The 17,725-nt window shown below is 41.4% G+C and carries 19 protein-coding genes; 10 read left to right on the top strand and 9 right to left on the bottom strand.

What is annotated here, in order from left to right; all coding sequences use genetic code 11:
* Positions 1–928 precede the first annotated feature (928 nt).
* The gene (locus BM122_RS09850; protein ID WP_177198092.1) at positions 929–1,714 is read left to right on the top strand and encodes a zonular occludens toxin domain-containing protein; all 786 of its coding nucleotides are present in this window, start codon (positions 929–931) and stop codon (positions 1,712–1,714) included.
* 178 nt (positions 1,715–1,892) lie between these two features.
* Here BM122_RS09850 and BM122_RS09845 read toward each other — a convergent pair whose 3' ends face one another.
* A complete protein-coding gene (locus BM122_RS09845) occupies positions 1,893–2,198 on the bottom strand; it encodes a hypothetical protein (RefSeq protein ID WP_256211985.1) in 306 nt (101 codons plus the stop codon).
* 187 nt (positions 2,199–2,385) lie between these two features.
* Positions 2,386–2,817: a hypothetical protein gene (locus tag BM122_RS09840; protein WP_074905399.1), complete on the bottom strand. Its 432-nt coding sequence runs from the start codon at positions 2,815–2,817 to the stop codon at positions 2,386–2,388.
* 222 nt (positions 2,818–3,039) lie between these two features.
* Between BM122_RS09840 and BM122_RS09835 the strand changes: the two genes are divergently transcribed.
* The 9 genes from BM122_RS09835 to BM122_RS09795 all read left to right on the top strand — a co-directional run bounded on the left by BM122_RS09835 (position 3,040) and on the right by BM122_RS09795 (position 9,831).
* Positions 3,040–3,333, top strand: coding sequence for a hypothetical protein (locus tag BM122_RS09835; protein WP_074905398.1), 294 nt, complete (start codon positions 3,040–3,042; stop codon positions 3,331–3,333).
* Positions 3,334–3,416: 83 nt separating this feature from the next.
* Complete coding sequence (locus tag BM122_RS25060) at positions 3,417–4,445, top strand: phage/plasmid replication protein, II/X family (RefSeq protein ID WP_143083390.1); 1,029 nt, start codon at positions 3,417–3,419, stop codon at positions 4,443–4,445.
* Positions 4,446–4,970: 525 nt separating this feature from the next.
* Entirely contained in the window at positions 4,971–5,342 is a 372-nt protein-coding gene (locus BM122_RS24140) for a major capsid protein (RefSeq protein WP_218152055.1), read from the top strand.
* A 225-nt stretch (positions 5,343–5,567) separates the two neighbouring features.
* Positions 5,568–5,756 carry a hypothetical protein gene (locus tag BM122_RS22375; RefSeq protein WP_143083389.1) on the top strand — a complete coding sequence of 63 codons (189 nt, stop codon included), beginning with the start codon at positions 5,568–5,570 and terminating at the stop codon, positions 5,754–5,756.
* Positions 5,757–5,805: 49 nt separating this feature from the next.
* Positions 5,806–7,182, top strand: a complete 1,377-nt coding sequence (locus BM122_RS09810) for a virulence factor TspB C-terminal domain-related protein (RefSeq protein ID WP_074905395.1) — start codon at positions 5,806–5,808, stop codon at positions 7,180–7,182.
* 15 nt (positions 7,183–7,197) lie between these two features.
* Positions 7,198–7,488, top strand: a complete 291-nt coding sequence (locus tag BM122_RS09805) for a DUF2523 domain-containing protein (RefSeq protein WP_074905394.1) — start codon at positions 7,198–7,200, stop codon at positions 7,486–7,488.
* A 13-nt stretch (positions 7,489–7,501) separates the two neighbouring features.
* Positions 7,502–7,663 carry a zonular occludens toxin domain-containing protein gene (locus BM122_RS23255; protein ID WP_177198091.1) on the top strand — a complete coding sequence of 54 codons (162 nt, stop codon included), beginning with the start codon at positions 7,502–7,504 and terminating at the stop codon, positions 7,661–7,663.
* 35 nt (positions 7,664–7,698) lie between these two features.
* Entirely contained in the window at positions 7,699–8,514 is an 816-nt protein-coding gene (locus tag BM122_RS09800; RefSeq protein WP_074905393.1) for a zonular occludens toxin domain-containing protein, read from the top strand.
* A 255-nt stretch (positions 8,515–8,769) separates the two neighbouring features.
* On the top strand, positions 8,770–9,831 hold the full coding sequence (locus tag BM122_RS09795) for a retropepsin-like aspartic protease family protein (protein WP_074905392.1): 1,062 nt from the start codon (positions 8,770–8,772) through the stop codon (positions 9,829–9,831).
* A gap of 286 nt (positions 9,832–10,117) precedes the next feature.
* Here the strand turns inward: BM122_RS09795 and BM122_RS09790 are convergent, their stop codons facing one another.
* From BM122_RS09790 to BM122_RS09760, 7 genes are all read right to left on the bottom strand, one after another.
* The gene (locus BM122_RS09790; RefSeq protein ID WP_074905391.1) at positions 10,118–12,097 is read right to left on the bottom strand and encodes an AAA family ATPase; all 1,980 of its coding nucleotides are present in this window, start codon (positions 12,095–12,097) and stop codon (positions 10,118–10,120) included.
* A 107-nt stretch (positions 12,098–12,204) separates the two neighbouring features.
* Positions 12,205–12,633: a hypothetical protein gene (locus BM122_RS09785; RefSeq protein ID WP_074905390.1), complete on the bottom strand. Its 429-nt coding sequence runs from the start codon at positions 12,631–12,633 to the stop codon at positions 12,205–12,207.
* 1,115 nt (positions 12,634–13,748) lie between these two features.
* Positions 13,749–14,693, bottom strand: coding sequence for a lipoyl synthase (lipA, locus tag BM122_RS09780; protein WP_074905389.1), 945 nt, complete (start codon positions 14,691–14,693; stop codon positions 13,749–13,751).
* Between the two features lie 4 nt (positions 14,694–14,697).
* Positions 14,698–15,312, bottom strand: a complete 615-nt coding sequence (lipB, locus tag BM122_RS09775; RefSeq protein WP_074905405.1) for a lipoyl(octanoyl) transferase LipB — start codon at positions 15,310–15,312, stop codon at positions 14,698–14,700.
* Positions 15,313–15,366: 54 nt separating this feature from the next.
* Positions 15,367–15,633 (bottom strand): HP0495 family protein, encoded by a 267-nt coding sequence (locus BM122_RS09770; RefSeq protein WP_074905388.1) that lies wholly within the window; start codon positions 15,631–15,633, stop codon positions 15,367–15,369.
* A 34-nt stretch (positions 15,634–15,667) separates the two neighbouring features.
* The gene (locus BM122_RS09765; RefSeq protein ID WP_074905387.1) at positions 15,668–16,537 is read right to left on the bottom strand and encodes a D-amino acid aminotransferase; all 870 of its coding nucleotides are present in this window, start codon (positions 16,535–16,537) and stop codon (positions 15,668–15,670) included.
* A 14-nt stretch (positions 16,538–16,551) separates the two neighbouring features.
* Positions 16,552–17,691, bottom strand: a complete 1,140-nt coding sequence (locus tag BM122_RS09760; RefSeq protein ID WP_218152054.1) for a D-alanyl-D-alanine carboxypeptidase family protein — start codon at positions 17,689–17,691, stop codon at positions 16,552–16,554.
* Positions 17,692–17,725 lie beyond the last annotated feature (34 nt).

Raw genomic sequence — 17,725 nt, 5'->3', positions numbered from 1 at the left:
GGAAAATTGCTGTTTCGAACACATCAATTTTACTCCATCCCCAAGCCCACTCAGGCTTTATCTCTCAAGAGTTTAGGGTTAACCGGACAGTAGTGTATTTATAATTGAATTATCGCTACTTTTAGAAGTATGGTTAATTTCATTATAAAATTCTTGTGGTAAAACCCCCGAGAATTACCCCAATTAGTGGCCAGATATATTTTTTGTTTAACGCTTTCTCTTATGAAGGTATATCAAATCAACTGTTCTGCGGTCTAAAAAATGCCTGACTTGATTGAATCAGACGTTTTTGGAATTACCGGTACTTTAGTTTGTTTTAAATTTATTAAGAAAAACTCTTCTGTAACATCAACCCAAAACGGCTTTCAAGTATAACTTGCCTTCTATAAAAATCAGCCCTAATTTCTAGTGCTTCAATTTCTGCATTACTACTTCATCAGTAATCAAGATTGAATGTGAGCAATCCCAACTAGTTGCAGTTGCTCACTCTCCAGTCCCTATATGGTTTGTCATGGAGTATGATGCATATCTTGAGATGCGGTATTTAGTCATGTACCCAGAACCATCCACAGTCATGCAGGGAAGCATGGTTGCCCCCGGTTCTGATTTTTTAACGGTTTACTTAAAATTTGCACGTTATTTGGTACTGATTATTCAAGTAACGTACAAATTGTTTATCTGCTGTCAAAAATCGATTCATTCATCTAAAGTAGGATAGGTTGATATTTCTATCGGTATTCCAAATGCAGCTAATCGTTCATATGATTTAAGCTGTACAGTGCAAGTAACTGTATTATAGAAAATGCTAATTCGTAATGCCCCTTCGTAACTATTAAAGGTTTTTATCGATGGGCTAAGCGGTTCCAGAATGCCATTATTGTTGCAATCAGGGACATTCTTGAACGTCCGGCGCTATGCAGTGCGCCTTATGAATTGTGCGCGAAATAGGCTTCGGCCAGCGCGTAATCTTCGGGTCGCCAATTTAAATCCGTGGCAGCGGCTGCTTCTTTTAATTTCTTTTCAAAAACAAAGCGCACTGCTTCAGGACGAATCAACGACAGTTCCAATTTCAATAAAAATACCCACCATAGTTAAAAAATATTCTGATATCTCAAAGTGGCACGAGCGCACATGCAAAAATCCGGAAGTATTCGACGAATCAGACCGAATCTATGAACTGAATAATTTTGCAGAAGGCTCACTCATCGTTATTGACGAAGCCTACAAGCTCTGGCCAGCTGCTGGACGTGCCAAAGCGTCAGAAGATATCGAATACCTAAGAGAGCACCGTCATCACGACCTTGATATCTATATAGTCGCGCAAACACCCAGCTACATACATTCTGACGTACTAGGACTGGTCGAAAAGCATTTACACATCACGCCCACATGGAAGGGGAGACGTATCTATGAATGGTCAGAATATTGCAGTACGCCACGCCTTAAAACATCAAAAGAAAATGCAGTTGAAAGCGTTTATAAATTGCCGACAAAAGCGTTCGATCTGTACGAATCAGCATCTATTCATACTAAACAGAGCAAAAAAATACCTCTCAAATTCTGGGCATCTATCGCAGCCATCATACTTGCACCATTAATGGCGTATATGGCTATAGATCGCATCAAATCGCGTGTTACGGGTGAGGATGTTGCAAAACAGGAAGAAATCAAAAAGGAAAAAGAAGCGCCAAAAACGGTCGAAAAAAACGCCTGACCTGATTGAAGCAGTCGTTTTGGAAATTATCAGTACTATATTTTGATTTAGATTTACTAAGAAAAGCTTCTTTGTAATATCAAACCAAAACGACTTTCAAGTATCACTTGTCGCCTGTAAAAATCTGCTCTAATTTCTAGTGCTTCGATTTCTGCGTTACTTTCTTCAAGCTGTCTCTTTAATAACCGTATTTCACTTTCAAGGCTTGCAACAAGCTGACATTTCCAGAATAAGCTCTAATTTCACCTGGAGTGAAACCACGCCGCCATTCAGGCACAAACAGCATTCCGTCTTTGAAAACATGACCCTCCCAATCTTTGCCTAACAAAGCAGTAGCATCACCATTGACATACAGCTTTAATAGCCTGATAGCTGATTCAGGGATCTTCTTTGTTCCTTTCTTCCAGCGCTTAATAGTTTCTTGACTTTCACCCGTTATTTTCTCAATTTCTAGACTGTTTATACTTTTCATTAAGTCGTCCATTCTATTTGCCTCCTTAAGGCAAAATCATTGCAAAACGAAAATCAGGGTGATGCTTTTAAAAGAATGATGATAAGTATCTATCATCTAGGTTGATATGGCTTGTCAGGAATAGGGTTATCGCAGGGGAGCTAAACTTTGAGTGATAAATCTGGTTGGATCAATCTTGAGAATAATCTAAAAATATATTCTAAAAATCTATCCGATGTTTTTTTGGAATTTCTTCTACGATAATTCGTTTTAACATAATATACATTGCTGAAAGCTTGGTGTCCCCAAGACTAGCCGCTTGTACAGATTTGATGGGGGAGAGGGTCAATACTGTAGTTAATAAAATTACCGTAGCTATGCTTGCTGCAGCATTGCTTGTTTTCTTGAAACAGCTTTCAAAAATTCTTCTTCTTTCTTCATCTTTTTCTGTTACTAGATTACTAGCTGCAATCACTTCTAACCGATCAACTTCAATATAATCGGCAAGCTTGATGCAAATTGCGTCTGGTAATCCGTTGTTACCTAATTTAGCAAGTCTTAATGTACTGTCTCTTACGTTCAGGATTCTAGCCAATTCGATTTGTTTTCCGGCTTTCTTTTCGCCCATTTCTATATATTTTCTCATTTCCATAGCTCTATCCTCTTGACAGTTAAAATTTCAACTGTTATTTTCTTGAACAGTTAAATTTTCAACTGTTGAAAATTTAACTGAGTTAATCTTAAAGCTTCAAAATCCCTAAGTCAAATAGGGATATTTATATGAAAGAGCTTTCGAGGAGCCAGAGCAGGCGCCTAGCGCCTGCGAAGCGAAGAAGAAGGCGATGAATAATTAATTAAATAATCGGGAGAAGAAATGAGAGTTTTAGTACTAAATGCAAAACGTACCCACGGTCTTAAAAAAGCAGATGGAAAACCTTATGAAATGTATGAATTGACAGTTGCGTTACCACTTCGGCCAGTTACTCAAGGTAACTACAACATGGAAGGCTTTGGTTACGATGTTGCATCACTCCCTCTTGACTCGGCAGCTTTCCAAAAATTTGCCCCAGCTCTCACACAGCCCAGAATTCTTGAACTGATCAAAGAACCGATGATTATGTTCGGAGAATTGAAGGATACCGTGATCGGTTTTAACGAACCTAAATAGCCCGAACGGATAGTAACACTAGTCCGTTTAGTCTCAATTTGAGACTTTTTCACTGTTAAGTCCATTAACTTTAGGGCGGGAAAATGGGTCATGAAAAAGAAAAAACCGTATTTATTGACTGGATCACCATTAGTCAAATTCATGAGGGCGCAAGCCTCCCAGTCATTGCAGGGGGAGCAGTCGTCTTTTATGACGGATTCGGTATACCACGTTTTGAAAAAGCTAGCCCCGCGCGCTTTAGCGGCTCACATGAAACAAGTTTGCAAATCAAATGTGACGGTAGCTTTGTTTCACTCAATGGAAACGTCGGAAGGTTTTCTCGTAGTGACAACCTTTTCAACCATAGTTGGCGAGAAACTCTCTCGAAATGTAACCGAATCATGTTGGATAAATCGCTCCCAATTTTCACTCCTAGAGGACTTTCGGCTGATCTCACAGAATCATCTGGTGCGCGTCTATCACGTCTGGACATCACCGCTAATTTTGCGTGTGGTTCAGAGTCCCAGGCTCGACACCTTATCCGCTGGCTTGGTGACCGCTCCGTTTCCCGCATGAAAAAAGGTAGGGCAGGTGATGTATCTGTTTGGTGGTCAAATACGCGTCATATGATCAAAGCCTATATCAAACATATTGAAATGGAGAAACATGGCATGAAAACAGATGATCCTGTGTATCAATGGTGCAGAGATAACGGAATAGTGCGGGTGGAAGTAGAACTAAAAAAAAGGATGCTTCATGATGAAGGGCTTAACAAGCTGGAAAATGTTACTGACGAAAAATTACAACAAGTATTTGAGGCAGAAACAGAAATATTCCGCCGTGTTGACCGCAGCGACGAACCGGACATTTTAGATGCTATTCCACCACGTTACCGCTTAACCGCTGCTGCGTGGTTATCAGGTGATGACTTATCTTGCCTCATGTCGAGAGCTACGCTTTTCCGCCATGCCAAAGTGTTGAGGGAGTACGGCCTAGACATTATGGAACCTCGCAATGTCACCAAATTCTCCACCAAGGTTCATGTCATCGAGCTTAAACCAGTTTCTCCTCCTGACTGGTATAGGTTCGATGACGAATTCAATCAACCCTTAAAACTGGTAGTGAACAAATAAGGAATACGTTATGAACTCTTTCTTAAATAGAAGAATGGTGCACAAAGAAAAGATGAGAGAGAAGCAATGTGCACCATATGAGGGGAAAATCCATTGTGGAACCGATACACACCTTTATAACAAGGAGAGAGGAGAGTTACAGGTCTGTACCAATGCTCTTTTTTAACAATGGATATGCAAATGATAATTGTTTTCATTTGCAATTGCAACTTATTATTACAAAAAATATTGGTGCACAAGTGAAAAGGAAAGGAAACCAATTGTGCACCCTAAATAAGAATCAGAAGATTAGAAGTAAAACCGACACACAACTGCAACAGCAAAAGGGAAACGGTTACAGATGTGTATCGAAACCCTTTTTAACTCTTTTTAACAAAGGGTTAAAAATAAGACCCATTAAAACGATAAAAGTTTCAATAGTTTATTGATGATTAGTACCCAGCCTCAAGCCAATAGTTACGCTGTAACGTCGATTTGGGGGTGTGCACAACCAAAACCATTATTAACTTTTTTAAGGAGTTTCAAATGAACCGAATTGTTAATTCGCTTTATATGCTGCACATAGCATTATGCGCTGCTGTCTTGTTTCCCTTTGTTTTGGCCTTCCGCTTAGCTGAAAGCCTGTTCAATCAGTTGTATTATTTATTCAGCTTCAAAATCGCTCCATACCTGCTGAATCTTTACAAGCAGTCTCGTCTATGGCTGAGCTTCAAAGCATCACGTGTAATTTCCGCTTTTATGCTCTTCTTTGCCGCTTTTGCTGCTAAAGCCGAAGTTCCCGCTTCTGTAACGAGTGCTATTACCGGCGCAGTTACTGACGTTGGAACAATCGGCGCTGCTGTATTGGGCGTGATTATCGCGATCATGGCCTTCAAGTGGCTGCGTAAAGCGTTCTAACCATCCCAACCGCCTCGCAAGGGGCGGTTCTTATTTCAGGAGTAAAAAATGTATTCAGATGAAGAAGAACTCGAAGACGAAGAACAAGAAGAAGACGAAGACGAGTAAAACATGAGTTACCTATACAAAGCCCATTGCTACGACACAACAGCCGAACTTCACGCAGTGATTGCGGCAGATTGCTTTCATACGGACGGTCAAAAAATCGTCCAGTGCATGCCAACCGTGAGCGGGTTTGATATGTCGATCTACGACATCCCATCCAATATGACACAAACTATCTCAATCACACCCGTGCAAATTGAATGTGCCCCTGACTTAACCAACATCATTGACCTCTCCTGGAAGATCGTGCTTGTTTTCGTCGTTGCCTGGGCTGCCCGTCAATTAATTTTTACGGCTAAAACATCATGAGTCTAGAATTCTATTACCAAGCTGTCATCATTGCTGTCATAGGTGCCACATGGCTGATGCTGCACTAAAACAAGCTACTTTTGAAAGAATAGTGAATTTCTTAATGCTGGTGATTGCATGCTATTCATTATTTATTGCGGCCTTGATGCCTACCCATGCTTATGCAACCGATACCGCAGAAATCGCCAATATCCCTGCATGGCAAAGCGCCAATGATCTACTATTTGGCCAAGCCAAAGCAGGGGATACCATTACACTCACCACAGATGCGAACGGCCGCTATATCAACATCAAAACCCCAATCGACTATAAATCGACTGCGGGCCGAGTATTTCAAATCGTAGCAGACAAAACCGCACAGATAGAAGCCAGCCGCATGGGTAAAGCGGTGATCGGTGTCGTCAGAACAGTTAGCCCGATTGGATCAGTAGCGATACTGGGGAGTGTATTTGTCTCTCTATTGTGTTCTGAAACCCAAATTTGTCAAAAATCTGGCACGGATGATTTAGAAAAAGTTGGAGATTCAGCGTATAACGGCTATCCCACTGAAACAACATACGGTAGATGGTTTGGTTGGGCAGGCTCTCCAACCTATCCCAGTGCTGAATTAGCCTGTGGCGATCCAACAAGGCTACAACAAAACATAGGTGCAAATACTGTATTTGATCATATAGAAGCCACGACTGACCCTAATGTATATAAATGTTACGGAAAACGCACAACAGATAATACTGTTTGGTATGCATCCAATACGTCCAGAACAGCAAATTCATGCGCTACTGGCTACACCTATAATTCTGCTACCGGTAAATGTGTACTTGACAGTCAACCTCACGCAGTCACCGAAGCTGACTTAACAGCGGCCGAAGCAAAAATAACCTCGCCCAACTGGGATCAAATCTTAATCGACAAAGGCGTAGCATTACCAGTCAAAGACACGCCAATTCTTCAACCCTTAACACAAACCCTTGGTACTGAAACCACCACCAACAAAGACCAAGCAGGCAACGTTATCGGCACTACCACAAAAACAACAAGCCTCACACTCAATGACTCGGCTACTCGTGCGCGTCCTGGCTCGGTCTCCGCCACAGAAACCCAGACGATTACCAATTACAACACCAGCAATCAAGTCATTAATAGCACCACAGTGCAAACCTCCGCGCCGCCGCCGGAAAAACCGCTACCACCCATAACCGTTCATTTTGATAACGCGGAAGATTTCCCGATAGAAACCAAAGATATCAACACGACAGTGAATAGTCCTACATGGGGGGAGAGCACCTGTCCGGCTCCTATAAATGTGGCTACTTCAAACAACAGCTTCACGATTCCAACTCAGCCCTTATGTGACTTTGCCACTGGAGCGCGTCCGATTGTGCTGGTACTCGCTACCATTACCTCAATGCATCATAACAGGCTTTAAATTTTAAGGATAACTATGGATATCATCATTGGTCTTGCTGCATTTCTACAGAACACAATTGGTCCCTTAGCGCGTCGCGTCCTTGCTGCGCTTGGCCTAGGCTATATCACTTATTCCGGCTTATCCACGACCGTAAATAATTTCATTGCCCAAGCCAAAGACTATTTCAATGGTATTCCGGTCATGGTGCTATCTATCCTGGAAATGGCAGGGGCAGGGCAGGCATTCGCACTCATCACGGGCGCAATTATTGTCCGTCTCATTTTTGGCACGGGTACTAAAACCATTGGTATCCTCAATCCATAAGGTAAAAGTTAACATGAGCATTACGCTATTGTCAGCCGTGCCGGGTGGGGGAAAAAGTTCCTATGTCGTCTGGCATGAAATCAAGCCAGCGGTAGAAGCAGGGCGTATAGTCTATACAGCGGGCATTCCTAAGCTCAAACTTCCTACCATCGTAGCTAGAGCTACGACAAATTAAGCCGATGGCATGAGCGCACGCAAAAGAACCCTGAAGTGACCAATGAAGCCGATGCAATTTTTGAACTCAATAATATTGCTGAAGGTTCCTTAATCGTCATTGATGAAGCATGGAAATTGTGGCCAGCAGCAGGGCGGGGAAAAGTATCTGAAGATATCGAATATCTACGAATGCATCGACATCACGGCCTTGATTTTTTGCTGGTCGCTCAATCACCGAACCTGATTCATGCAGAAGTGCTTTGCCTGGTTGAAAAACATCTGCACATCACGCCAACATGGTCAGGAAGAAAGATATACGAATGGCCGGAATATTGCAGCACGCCACGCCTCAAAACATCCAAGGAAAACGCAGTCAAACGCCCTTACAGAGTTCCCACCAAATCGTTTGAGTTGTATGAATCAGCCTCTATCCATACCAAACCATCTAAAACCATTCCATTCAAGCTATGGACTTCTATTGCCGCCATAGTAGCTGCGCCGTTGCTGGTTTATTATTCATATGACCGTATTATGTCCAGGCTTGAACCGCAGGAAACACAACTTGCAGCAAAAGATAATAAAGAGATTGAGACACCCAAGCCAACATCACCAATCAATCAGAACATACCAGTAATGCCAGCAATACCGCTTCGTGTGACCAATGCTATTGTGTCCGATCAAGTAGACTGGTCTAAAGTCATGAGCTGTGTTTCAAGCGAATCAAAATGCATCTGTTACGGTTACAGCGTTGAAAAGCTAGCAATCCCTAATGAAACCTGCCGCTCCGCTGTCAAACATGGCTGGCCTCGCAAGCAAGATCCAGCTTCTCAAAATACCACTCAACAAATCACAACCGTTACTACTATGTAACGATCTGAAGAGGGGTTTAACCGACGACTTGCAGGAAATGTTGGTGAGTTCCTTGACTGAGCGCTTGCCCCGTTAGGGGCGAGCTGTCGAGGTGGCACCGGCTTTCCGTCGCGGGTTTAACCGCTTTTTATCCAGCTTCACGCCGAACCTAACACCCCATCCCGACAAATAATATTTAAATAACGACTAGCTATTTTAAGTTTAAGTATGTTATTGCCGTTATTAGCATCTTAATTAAATTAGATAAGATGAGAAATGGGTATACAAGATCGTGATTATTATTATGAAAAACGTGATGAACAGAACCCAATTAGAAAAGATAGAATACATGCTATAAAGAACTCTTCTAAGAAGAGTTCTTTTAAAGCTATAGCCCGAGTCATTTTTATCTGGTTTTTCATAATATTAATATTTTTTATAATTTTTTATTACTATAACCCACAATTACGGAGCAAGTTACAAGCTATTCAAAAACCACTTACTTATGAAAGTTTAGCTGCTAGTTTTGCAATTCCGCGCAATTGTGAACTCTTGCCTTCTCATGGCTCTTCTTATGTTATTGAGCCATCAGTAATGAAACGTTCAGACATACTTTATTCCGGGTTGGAAATAGAAAATAAACACAACTTCCCAATAGTAGTGGTTTTGTCTGATGTCTCAGGTTCCAAAAGATTCTTAGCTGTTTCAGTAGCATCGTATAACTTTACTCAAGTTAGTATTCCGATTGGTCAGTATGGGATGCAGGTTTTAACTGGGTCTGAATGGTGTAATCTTAATGAGGGATTCTCAGACGGAGTAAATATATCTATTACGGGTGGAATTTTAATCAAGGCAGGCGAAACAAGCTTCTTAAGCCTTAAAGCTACAGGGCAACAACCAGAACAATTCTCAGTTAATTCTAATGTATATCGTTCTTTTAATTATAAAATATTAAATCAACCTGCTGAAGTGTCCAGCTTAAAAAGGCTGGACCTTTTACAAACTCGTGAAGGTCATTATTTCAGCTCAGGAACTATAAACCAATTACCAGTTGTTTTTATGATTGATACTGGAGCTACTAATGTATCAATTTCTTCAGAAGTCGCGTCTAGAGCTGGGATAAAAAAGTGTTCTCCTAGGCTGGTATCAACTGCAAATGGCAATGTTAATGCTTGTTCAGCAATTGTGACTAAAATTACGTTTGGGAAATTTAAACTTGATAATGTAGAAGTGACAATTATGCCTAATATGTCATCTGACTCTTTATTAGGCATGAATGTTCTAAAGAATTTCAGAATTGAACAAGTAGGTAATGTTATGAGAATCTCTTCACAGTAATATCTATATTCTGACTCTAAATTATTTATTAACTTAGGGTCATATTATAATAAAAAACCTAAAGGCGACTAGCAGAAAATAAGGGGGGGTACCCTGACAGGTCGCTTACCCCGAAGGGGTAGGATGTCAGGGGGGAACCCTTTTTTCGTCGCGGGTACAACCGGTATATCGCCAGCTTCGCGTTTATTTCTGCACACCATCTATCACTTTACAAGACCATAACTTTAATTATAATCATTTGTTCGTTATGCATTAATGGATTGCGTTGGGGTAAAATCAAGCAACTTTAATTGGTTACAAGAAGGCTGTTGCTAGTTGATGCAAGGCTGCTGTTGTTTGATGGTGATTGATTACTTGCATAATTAACGATGTTGCTTACGACTTTTTCTAGAGAAGTAGAGCGCTGGTTACTTTTCCAACTGCTTTCCAATGCCCTTGAAATAGCCAATGGATTCTTATTTAATTTCGGTGCGTTTCCATAAGCCGCGCAAGCATTGTCATAATGATCCTTCCAACCCTGGCCAATTTCGTCAGCTACAATTTTACCAAGATCAGTTTTCCATACAACCAAATCATGCTTCCAAATGGTGTCATCTGGCCAGTAACACTTTTCTTCATAGCCCATCAGAGCTAATATATTTTTGTTATCTTTCTCATGTTTTTGAGCTTCACTTCCATTTTTTATATCTGTATCTGCGTCAAAAATTACAAAAAGGGGAATATTTAGCAGCTTTGCCATTGCTAGTGGCTTAATAAGTTCACTTTTTCCACCTACTGGAACAATGTGGCAACCATGCCGACGAAATTCACTCATTATACCGCTGAGGGACAGATAGGCCGTTAGATAAGCAACATCTTCAATGCCTTCTGTTAAAACCAGAACTTTACAGAAGAACATCTCGTTTACTATTGGGTTGAGGGAAGGGTATAGCTTCGCGAGCATTCCAGATTCTTTTAGTAGCGTCTTCCCTGTTGGTTTCAACTTATTGGCTAAATCGCTATATTTAATTTGAGCAACTGAAGAGGTTCCTGGGGTACCTATATCACGTATTAAGCGTATTGTTTCAAAATCATCACCAGGTATAAAAAATGGGCTATGGGAGCAGATAAATATCTGTGAGCCGTGCATTGATAAATCATGAAGAATATCAGCAAGATATTTAGCTTGTGGTGGGTGTTGATAGAGTTCTGGTTCTTCTATTCCCATTATTAATGTTGGGGCATTCACGTCTTCTATCGTTGCAAGCTCTTGGAGTAAAGTAAGCATGTATGATCTTTGCATTCCGTGCCCAAATCTTGCTAGTTCTCCCTCAAAACCTCTTTCACCAATTCTTATATACGCCCAAGGTTCTTCTAATTTCACAGATTTTTCTGGGTCATGTTTCCACAAAACTTTTACGGTGGCGTTAGGATGGGCCCAGTTTTTCAATTTAAGCTCAAGAGACACCGATAAGCTATCTAATACTGATTGCTCTGCATCTAATATCGATTGATATTCACTACGGATATCCTTTCGCAGCGTAGCTACCTTCTCATCAAAGTTAACTTTAGATCGTATTGTGCGTGCGAGTAACTGCCCTAGTGCAGAGTTCTTAGTTTCTTGACTTTCTTCGATTATATCTTTAGCAGCGGGTACAAATACCCATTGGACATGCGGCGCTAGCCTGTTAGCTCCTTTTGATGCCCCATAAAATTGGTCTTCACTAGGAATCAATTCACACTTATCTGGATGTTCAGCTTCATATTTTCTGAGGGCTTCTGCCATTCCTTCTTTTGTTTTTACCTCAGGTAGATCCGTGTATGATTTTCTTAGTTGGTTGTAGATATCCTTGAGTTTAGTAGAGCTTGTGCCAGTTTTCTTGTGCTCATCAAAGTATATACGGAAGTCATCCATACCAAGTCGACTGCCATACTGTTTTACTTCTGCACGTTCTGTAATGGAGTCATACGTAGCTATTGAAGAAATAACCAATTGACCTTGCCGAACATAATCAGCTAGATCACCTTCCGCTTCATCGGATAAGCTATTGAAAGTGACTGTAATTTTTATTGGCTGACTGACATTTTTATGATGAAAATCTTCCACAGATAATTTGCTTAAATCAGTCTTTGAATCTTTATATTGTCTAAAAAAAACATTTAAGGCCGCTAGCACAGTAGATTTGCCTGCGCCATTAGGACCAACAAAGCATGAATAATCGTTAAAGTTTATTTTTTCATCTTTAAAACTACGGAAATTCTCAATGCGCATTGATTCTATTTTCATGCTATCTCTCCCTAATTCGCACGAATACTAATTTTTACCTTTATCAATTAATTTACCCATTTTCTAATATTCTCTTGTTATTAATAATATGATAAATCAATTTTTATTTATGAAAAACTCCTCTGGAGCATCATCCCAAATCTGCTTTCAAGGATGACTTGCTGTCGGTAAAAATCAGCCTTTATTTCCAAAGCTTCAATTTCTGATTGACTTTCCTCAAGCCGCTGTTTTAATAATCTTATCTCACTTTCTAAGCTAGCAACGAGCTGGCACTTCCAGAACATTGCCCTAATTTCGCCAGAAGTAAAACCGCGCCGCCATTCAGGCACATACAGCATATTGTTACTGAAAGTGTAACCCTCCCAATCTTTGCCTAACAATGCAGTAGCATCACCATTGGCATACAGCTTTAAAAGTCTGATAGCTGATTCAGGAATCTTCTTTGTGCCTTTCTTCCAGCGCTTAATTGTTTCTTGACTTTCACCCGTTATTTTTTCAATTTCCAGACTGTTTATACTTCTTATTAGGTCGTCCATTTTATTTGCCTCCTTTAAGGCAAAATCATTGCAAAACGAAAATCAGGGTGATGCTTCTAAAAGAATGATGATAAGTATCTATCATCAAGGTTGATATAACTTGTCAGGAATAGGGGTATTGCAGAGGAGTTAAACTCTAAGTGATAAATCTGGCTGGATGAGTCTTGAGAATAATCCCAAAATATATTCTATAAATCTATTTGAAGTTTTCTTGGAATTTCTTTTCCGATAAATACGATTTAACATAATATACATTATACGCAATTTGATAAATATAAAAATGTCAGGAGGAAATGTAACCAAATGACAAACTTTTCTATCGATTTTTAGATTCGTTCCGCGAAACGGTTTCGTCGCGGGTTAGCCAAATGACGGGTATAAAACTGCAATTCCTCGGGATCATCCTCCGGTTGACTGCATAAGTTCTGCAACTGTAAGGGCCGAAAGAAAAAAAGATCATTAAATCCTTCCAGAAATTGAGCAGCTTTTTCATTTCCTCGAAAGAAGTCAATGAGGATACAATTATCCAGAGATAGTTAGCTATTTTTAACGGTCGAATTCGTCACGAATATTCTGCATGCGTTTAGCAGCTTTTTCATTATTGGCCCAGATGCCTTTCATATTATGTTTTCGGATAGTAGCTAGAGTTTTATTAATCACATTTAAGTACCCTTTATAGCCGAAATATAGCAACAGGAGGAATATGAAAAAGATAAAGTATAGCAAGCTATGGGTACACACTTCTCAAGCTTATATGAAGCGCGAGCTTGTGTCGGCAATCAAACGCGATTTTGCATTTCATCAACCCGATTAAGGAGCCACGTGATGTGTTTTAGGTTGCGTTTAAACTTGCTCTACCTCCCTAATTACAGTTATGTTTAAACTTTCTTTGAAATACGAAGTCATATTAAGTAATCCTGCTTTACGGGGGTTACGGTACACAACTGCTAATGTTCTTCTCTCTCTCTTCTATAGCTGCTGTGTACCGGCTTTCTTTCGGAGCTTTCTCCATTTTTTACGGTGCAGAGCTTGTTGTTTATTAATCCCCTTTCTGCTATGCACCGTCTTTTCGATGTGTTGCTAATTTTTCATTATGTCTAACTCACATTAAAAAGCTATTTCACCCCCGCTTCATGTGCTTGTTGATCGGCATGGTAACTGGAACGAACCATGGGGCCACAGGCAGCGTTACTGAAGCCCATTTCTATGGCAATACGCTCAAACTCCTTGAAGCCCTCGGGTGATACATACCGCATGACAGGTAAGTGTCCGATGCTGGGTTGTAAGTATTGGCCAATGGTGAGCATATCGACATTATGTTCACGCAAATCTCGTAACACCTCAATAATTTCACTATCGGTTTCTCCCAGTCCTAACATTAAACCAGATTTGGTGGGAATAGCTGGAAAAGCAGCTTTAAAATCTTTCAGCAATTTTAAAGAATGCGCATAATCTGCGCCCGGTCGGCATTGTTTATATAAACGTGGCACTGTTTCAAGGTTATGATTGAGCACATCGGGTGGACATGCAGATAATTTTTCCAAAGCCACGGACAATCTTCCACGAAAATCCGGCACCAGAATTTCAATTTTAGTGAGTGGAGAATGAGCACGGATCTCACGCACACAATCGACAAAGTGTTGTGCTCCGCCATCGCGCAAGTCATCACGATCCACACTGGTGATCACTACATATTTAAGCTTCAATGCTGCGATAGATTTTGCCAGATGCAAAGGCTCTTCAGGATCAGGTGGTGATGGTCTGCCATGCGCCACATCACAGAAAGGACAACGTCGGGTGCAAAGATCGCCCAAAATCATGAAAGTGGCGGTTCCTTTACCAAAGCATTCGCCAATATTAGGGCAGGAAGCTTCCTCACAAACCGTATGTAGTTTATGTTCCCGCAGCAAGCGTTTAACTTCGGTATAAGTCTGACTATTAGGTGAGCGTACCCGTATCCATGACGGCTTGCGCAATATCTCACCAGGCTGTTGAATATTTATTTTGATTGGATTGCGCGCTGTTTTAGCAATCCCTCTTTCGTGCCTATCAGTAGTCATGGCGTTAGATGTTTCTCCCTTCAGCAAGTTTTATTTGTAGTTTTTTTATCATTTTCAGGCCTAGCACTTCCATTTCATCGGCAATGCCCAGATCTTTTGTTTGGGTAACACGTAGACCGGCATAACCACATGGATTGATTGCAGAAAAAGGTGTTAAATCCATGTCTACATTCAATGCAATACCATGGTAGCAATAACCATTTTTAATTTTTAATCCCAACGAGGCGATCTTTGCATTACTCACATAAACGCCTGGCGCATCTACGCGGCCTTCTGCATTCACGCGATATTCTTGTAGCAAGTCTATCACAGCCCCCTCCATCTTTCTGACCAACTCCCTTACATGAAGCTTCAAACGGCGCAGATCAAGTAATAAATAGGTGATGAGCTGTCCCGGACCATGGAAAGTAATTTGCCCGCCGCGGTCGGTTTTGATGACCGGAATGTCATTCTGATAGAGCAAATGCTCCGGTCTGCCGGCAATACCTTGGGTATAGACTGGCGGGTGCTGCAGCAGCCAGATTTCATCAGGTGTATGCTCGGTACGGCGAACGGTAAAATCCTTCATGGCTTGCCAGGCTACGAGATAATCTATCGTACCCAGCTTTCTTATTTTCATGGCCGAAGGTACGCGTTCTGGCCTACGCCGTAAATTTTCCACTTTATTGAAACTTCAAAATACCAGCATGATCATTGGGTGATCATGAAGCTCCTGATAGAGTGCATCCAGCTGTGCACGTGAAACCGCCCAAATAGTACAGGTTACACATAAATAGTTACCCTTCTTGCTCGCTCTTACTTCAAGTGCTGTTTCCTTAAAATCCGGTGCATGATTTTTGACAATATTCAGCACTGTTTCAGTAAACCCCTGCTGCGCCCGACCCATAATCTTAATTGGAAAGTCGCAAGGATATTCAATAAGCGAAGGCTGCTCTGTCATAATCTGTGATAAACCGTTTATACTCCAAAACTCATTATTCTGATAAAACGGCAGAATTTCCAGCACGCATGGTAACTGCCTTATATTGCTGATAAAGCTGGTTGAGCTGATTGAACATAGAGCCAGGTTTCCCATTCCCGATCGGTTTCCCGTCAAGCGATACGATTGGCATGACTTCCCTGGTAGATGAAGTCAGCAGCACCTCATCCGCTGTACGAAGCTCCTCTTCCGTTATTTCTCTTACCTCATGGGAAATAGCGTGGGCTTGAGCTAATTCCAGAACGACATCATAAGTTATTCCCGGCAACATCAAATGGCTCTTGGGCGGGGTTAACAATACATTATTTTTTGCAATAAAAATATTGCTGGCGGCACCTTCGGTTAAAAAACCGTCGCGCAGTAGAATCGTCTCCATAGCACCGGAATCAATTGCAAGTTGACGCAGCAAGACATTCGGCAGCAATGAGATAGCCTTGATATCGCACCGCCCCCATCGGTTGTCGGAAGCAGTAATGGCCGGCACACCAGTCAACAATAGCTCCCGGGGTGGAATTAACAACGGGTTGCTCATCATGAACACGGTAGGAGAAACACCTGCCGGGAATGCATGATCACGCTTGGCTACGCCGCGCGTGATATGCAGATAAAGATATTGATCATCAGCAGCATTCCCGGCAATGATCTTCTCTATGAGAGCATGCAATTGTTCATTAGTATGAGGATTTTTAAGCCGGATGCCATTCAGGCTATGTTGCAAGCGAGCCAGGTGCTCTGCGAGGCGAAATGGCTTGCGGGAGTAGACTGGGATGACTTCATAAACACCATCACCGAAAATGAATCCTCGGTCTAGTACCGGCACATAGGCCTCTTCAATCGGCATAAACTTACCATTGAGGTAAATCATATTTTTTCCAAGAATTAATTAAAGAGCAAATGGATGCTATCCCAGGCGCGACCAAAAATACTGGCTTCACCTATCGTTTCCAAGGAAACGAGTGGATAAGCCGCGATTTCCTGATTACCCAGGCTAAATTTAACGGTACCCACTTCTTGCCCTTGATTGATAGGTGCAATGACGGGTTGCTTGTATTCCATTTTAGCCTTTATTTTTTCAGCCTGCCCTTTGGGCAAGGTAAAATAGATATCACGATCAAATCCTACTTTGAGCGTGTTTTGTCCGCCTTTCCAGATTTGGAGAACAGTAATTTCCTGATCCTTTTTATAGGGATGCGCCGTATCAAAGAACTGATAACCGTAATTCAATAAACGTTGACTTTCCTTGGAACGTGCATTAGCTGATGCAGTTCCCATGACGACTGAAATCAATCTGCGCTCATCACGCTTGGATGAAGTAATCAAACAATAGCCAGCAGCCACAGTCCAGCCTGTTTTCATACCATCAACATTGGGATCTACCCATAGCAATCGATTACGGTTGGGTTGAGTGATGCCATTATATGTATATTCACGCAGAGAATAGAGAGGATAATACTCTGGAAATTCACGAATAATGGCGGCCGACAAGAGTGCAAGATCATGTGCCGTGCTGTAATGTTTTGGGTGGGACAGTCCAGTCGAATTGGTGAAATTAGTATTGGTCATATTCAAACGAGCCGCTTCCTCATTCATCTTATGAGCAAACATATCTTCAGAGCCAGCGATCAGTTCAGCCAACGCAACACAGGCATCATTTCCAGACTGCACGATCATGCCACGAATCAATTCATCCACCGTCACCGGCTTATTGGGTTCGATAAACATGCGAGAACCCACCATTTTCCAGGCTGCTCTAGAAACGGGAACAACTTGATCGAGTTTGATACGATTCTGCTTTAGCTCGGTAAAAACAACATAAGCCGTCATCAGCTTAGTTAATGAGGCTGGCTCAAGACGCTCATGCTCATTTTGACTGATCAGTGTTTTACCGGTGTGAAAATCAACCAGCGTGTAAGATTTTGCTGCGACAGACAAAGTAGGCTGCTGTGCAAAAACAGGCAGTACTGCCAAGCATAGCACTAGCCAAAGTATGCTTTTCATAAGAATACGGGAAAATTTCATTATAGCTTGCTCATCAAAATTCATAAATTGACTA

Origin of the sequence: Nitrosomonas communis, from assembly GCF_900114745.1 — a bacterium.
In the GTDB taxonomy this organism is placed as follows: domain Bacteria; phylum Pseudomonadota; class Gammaproteobacteria; order Burkholderiales; family Nitrosomonadaceae; genus Nitrosomonas; species Nitrosomonas communis_A.
Note: the sequence above shows the minus strand (reverse complement) of the source record. Positions and strands in the feature narration are given on the sequence as shown.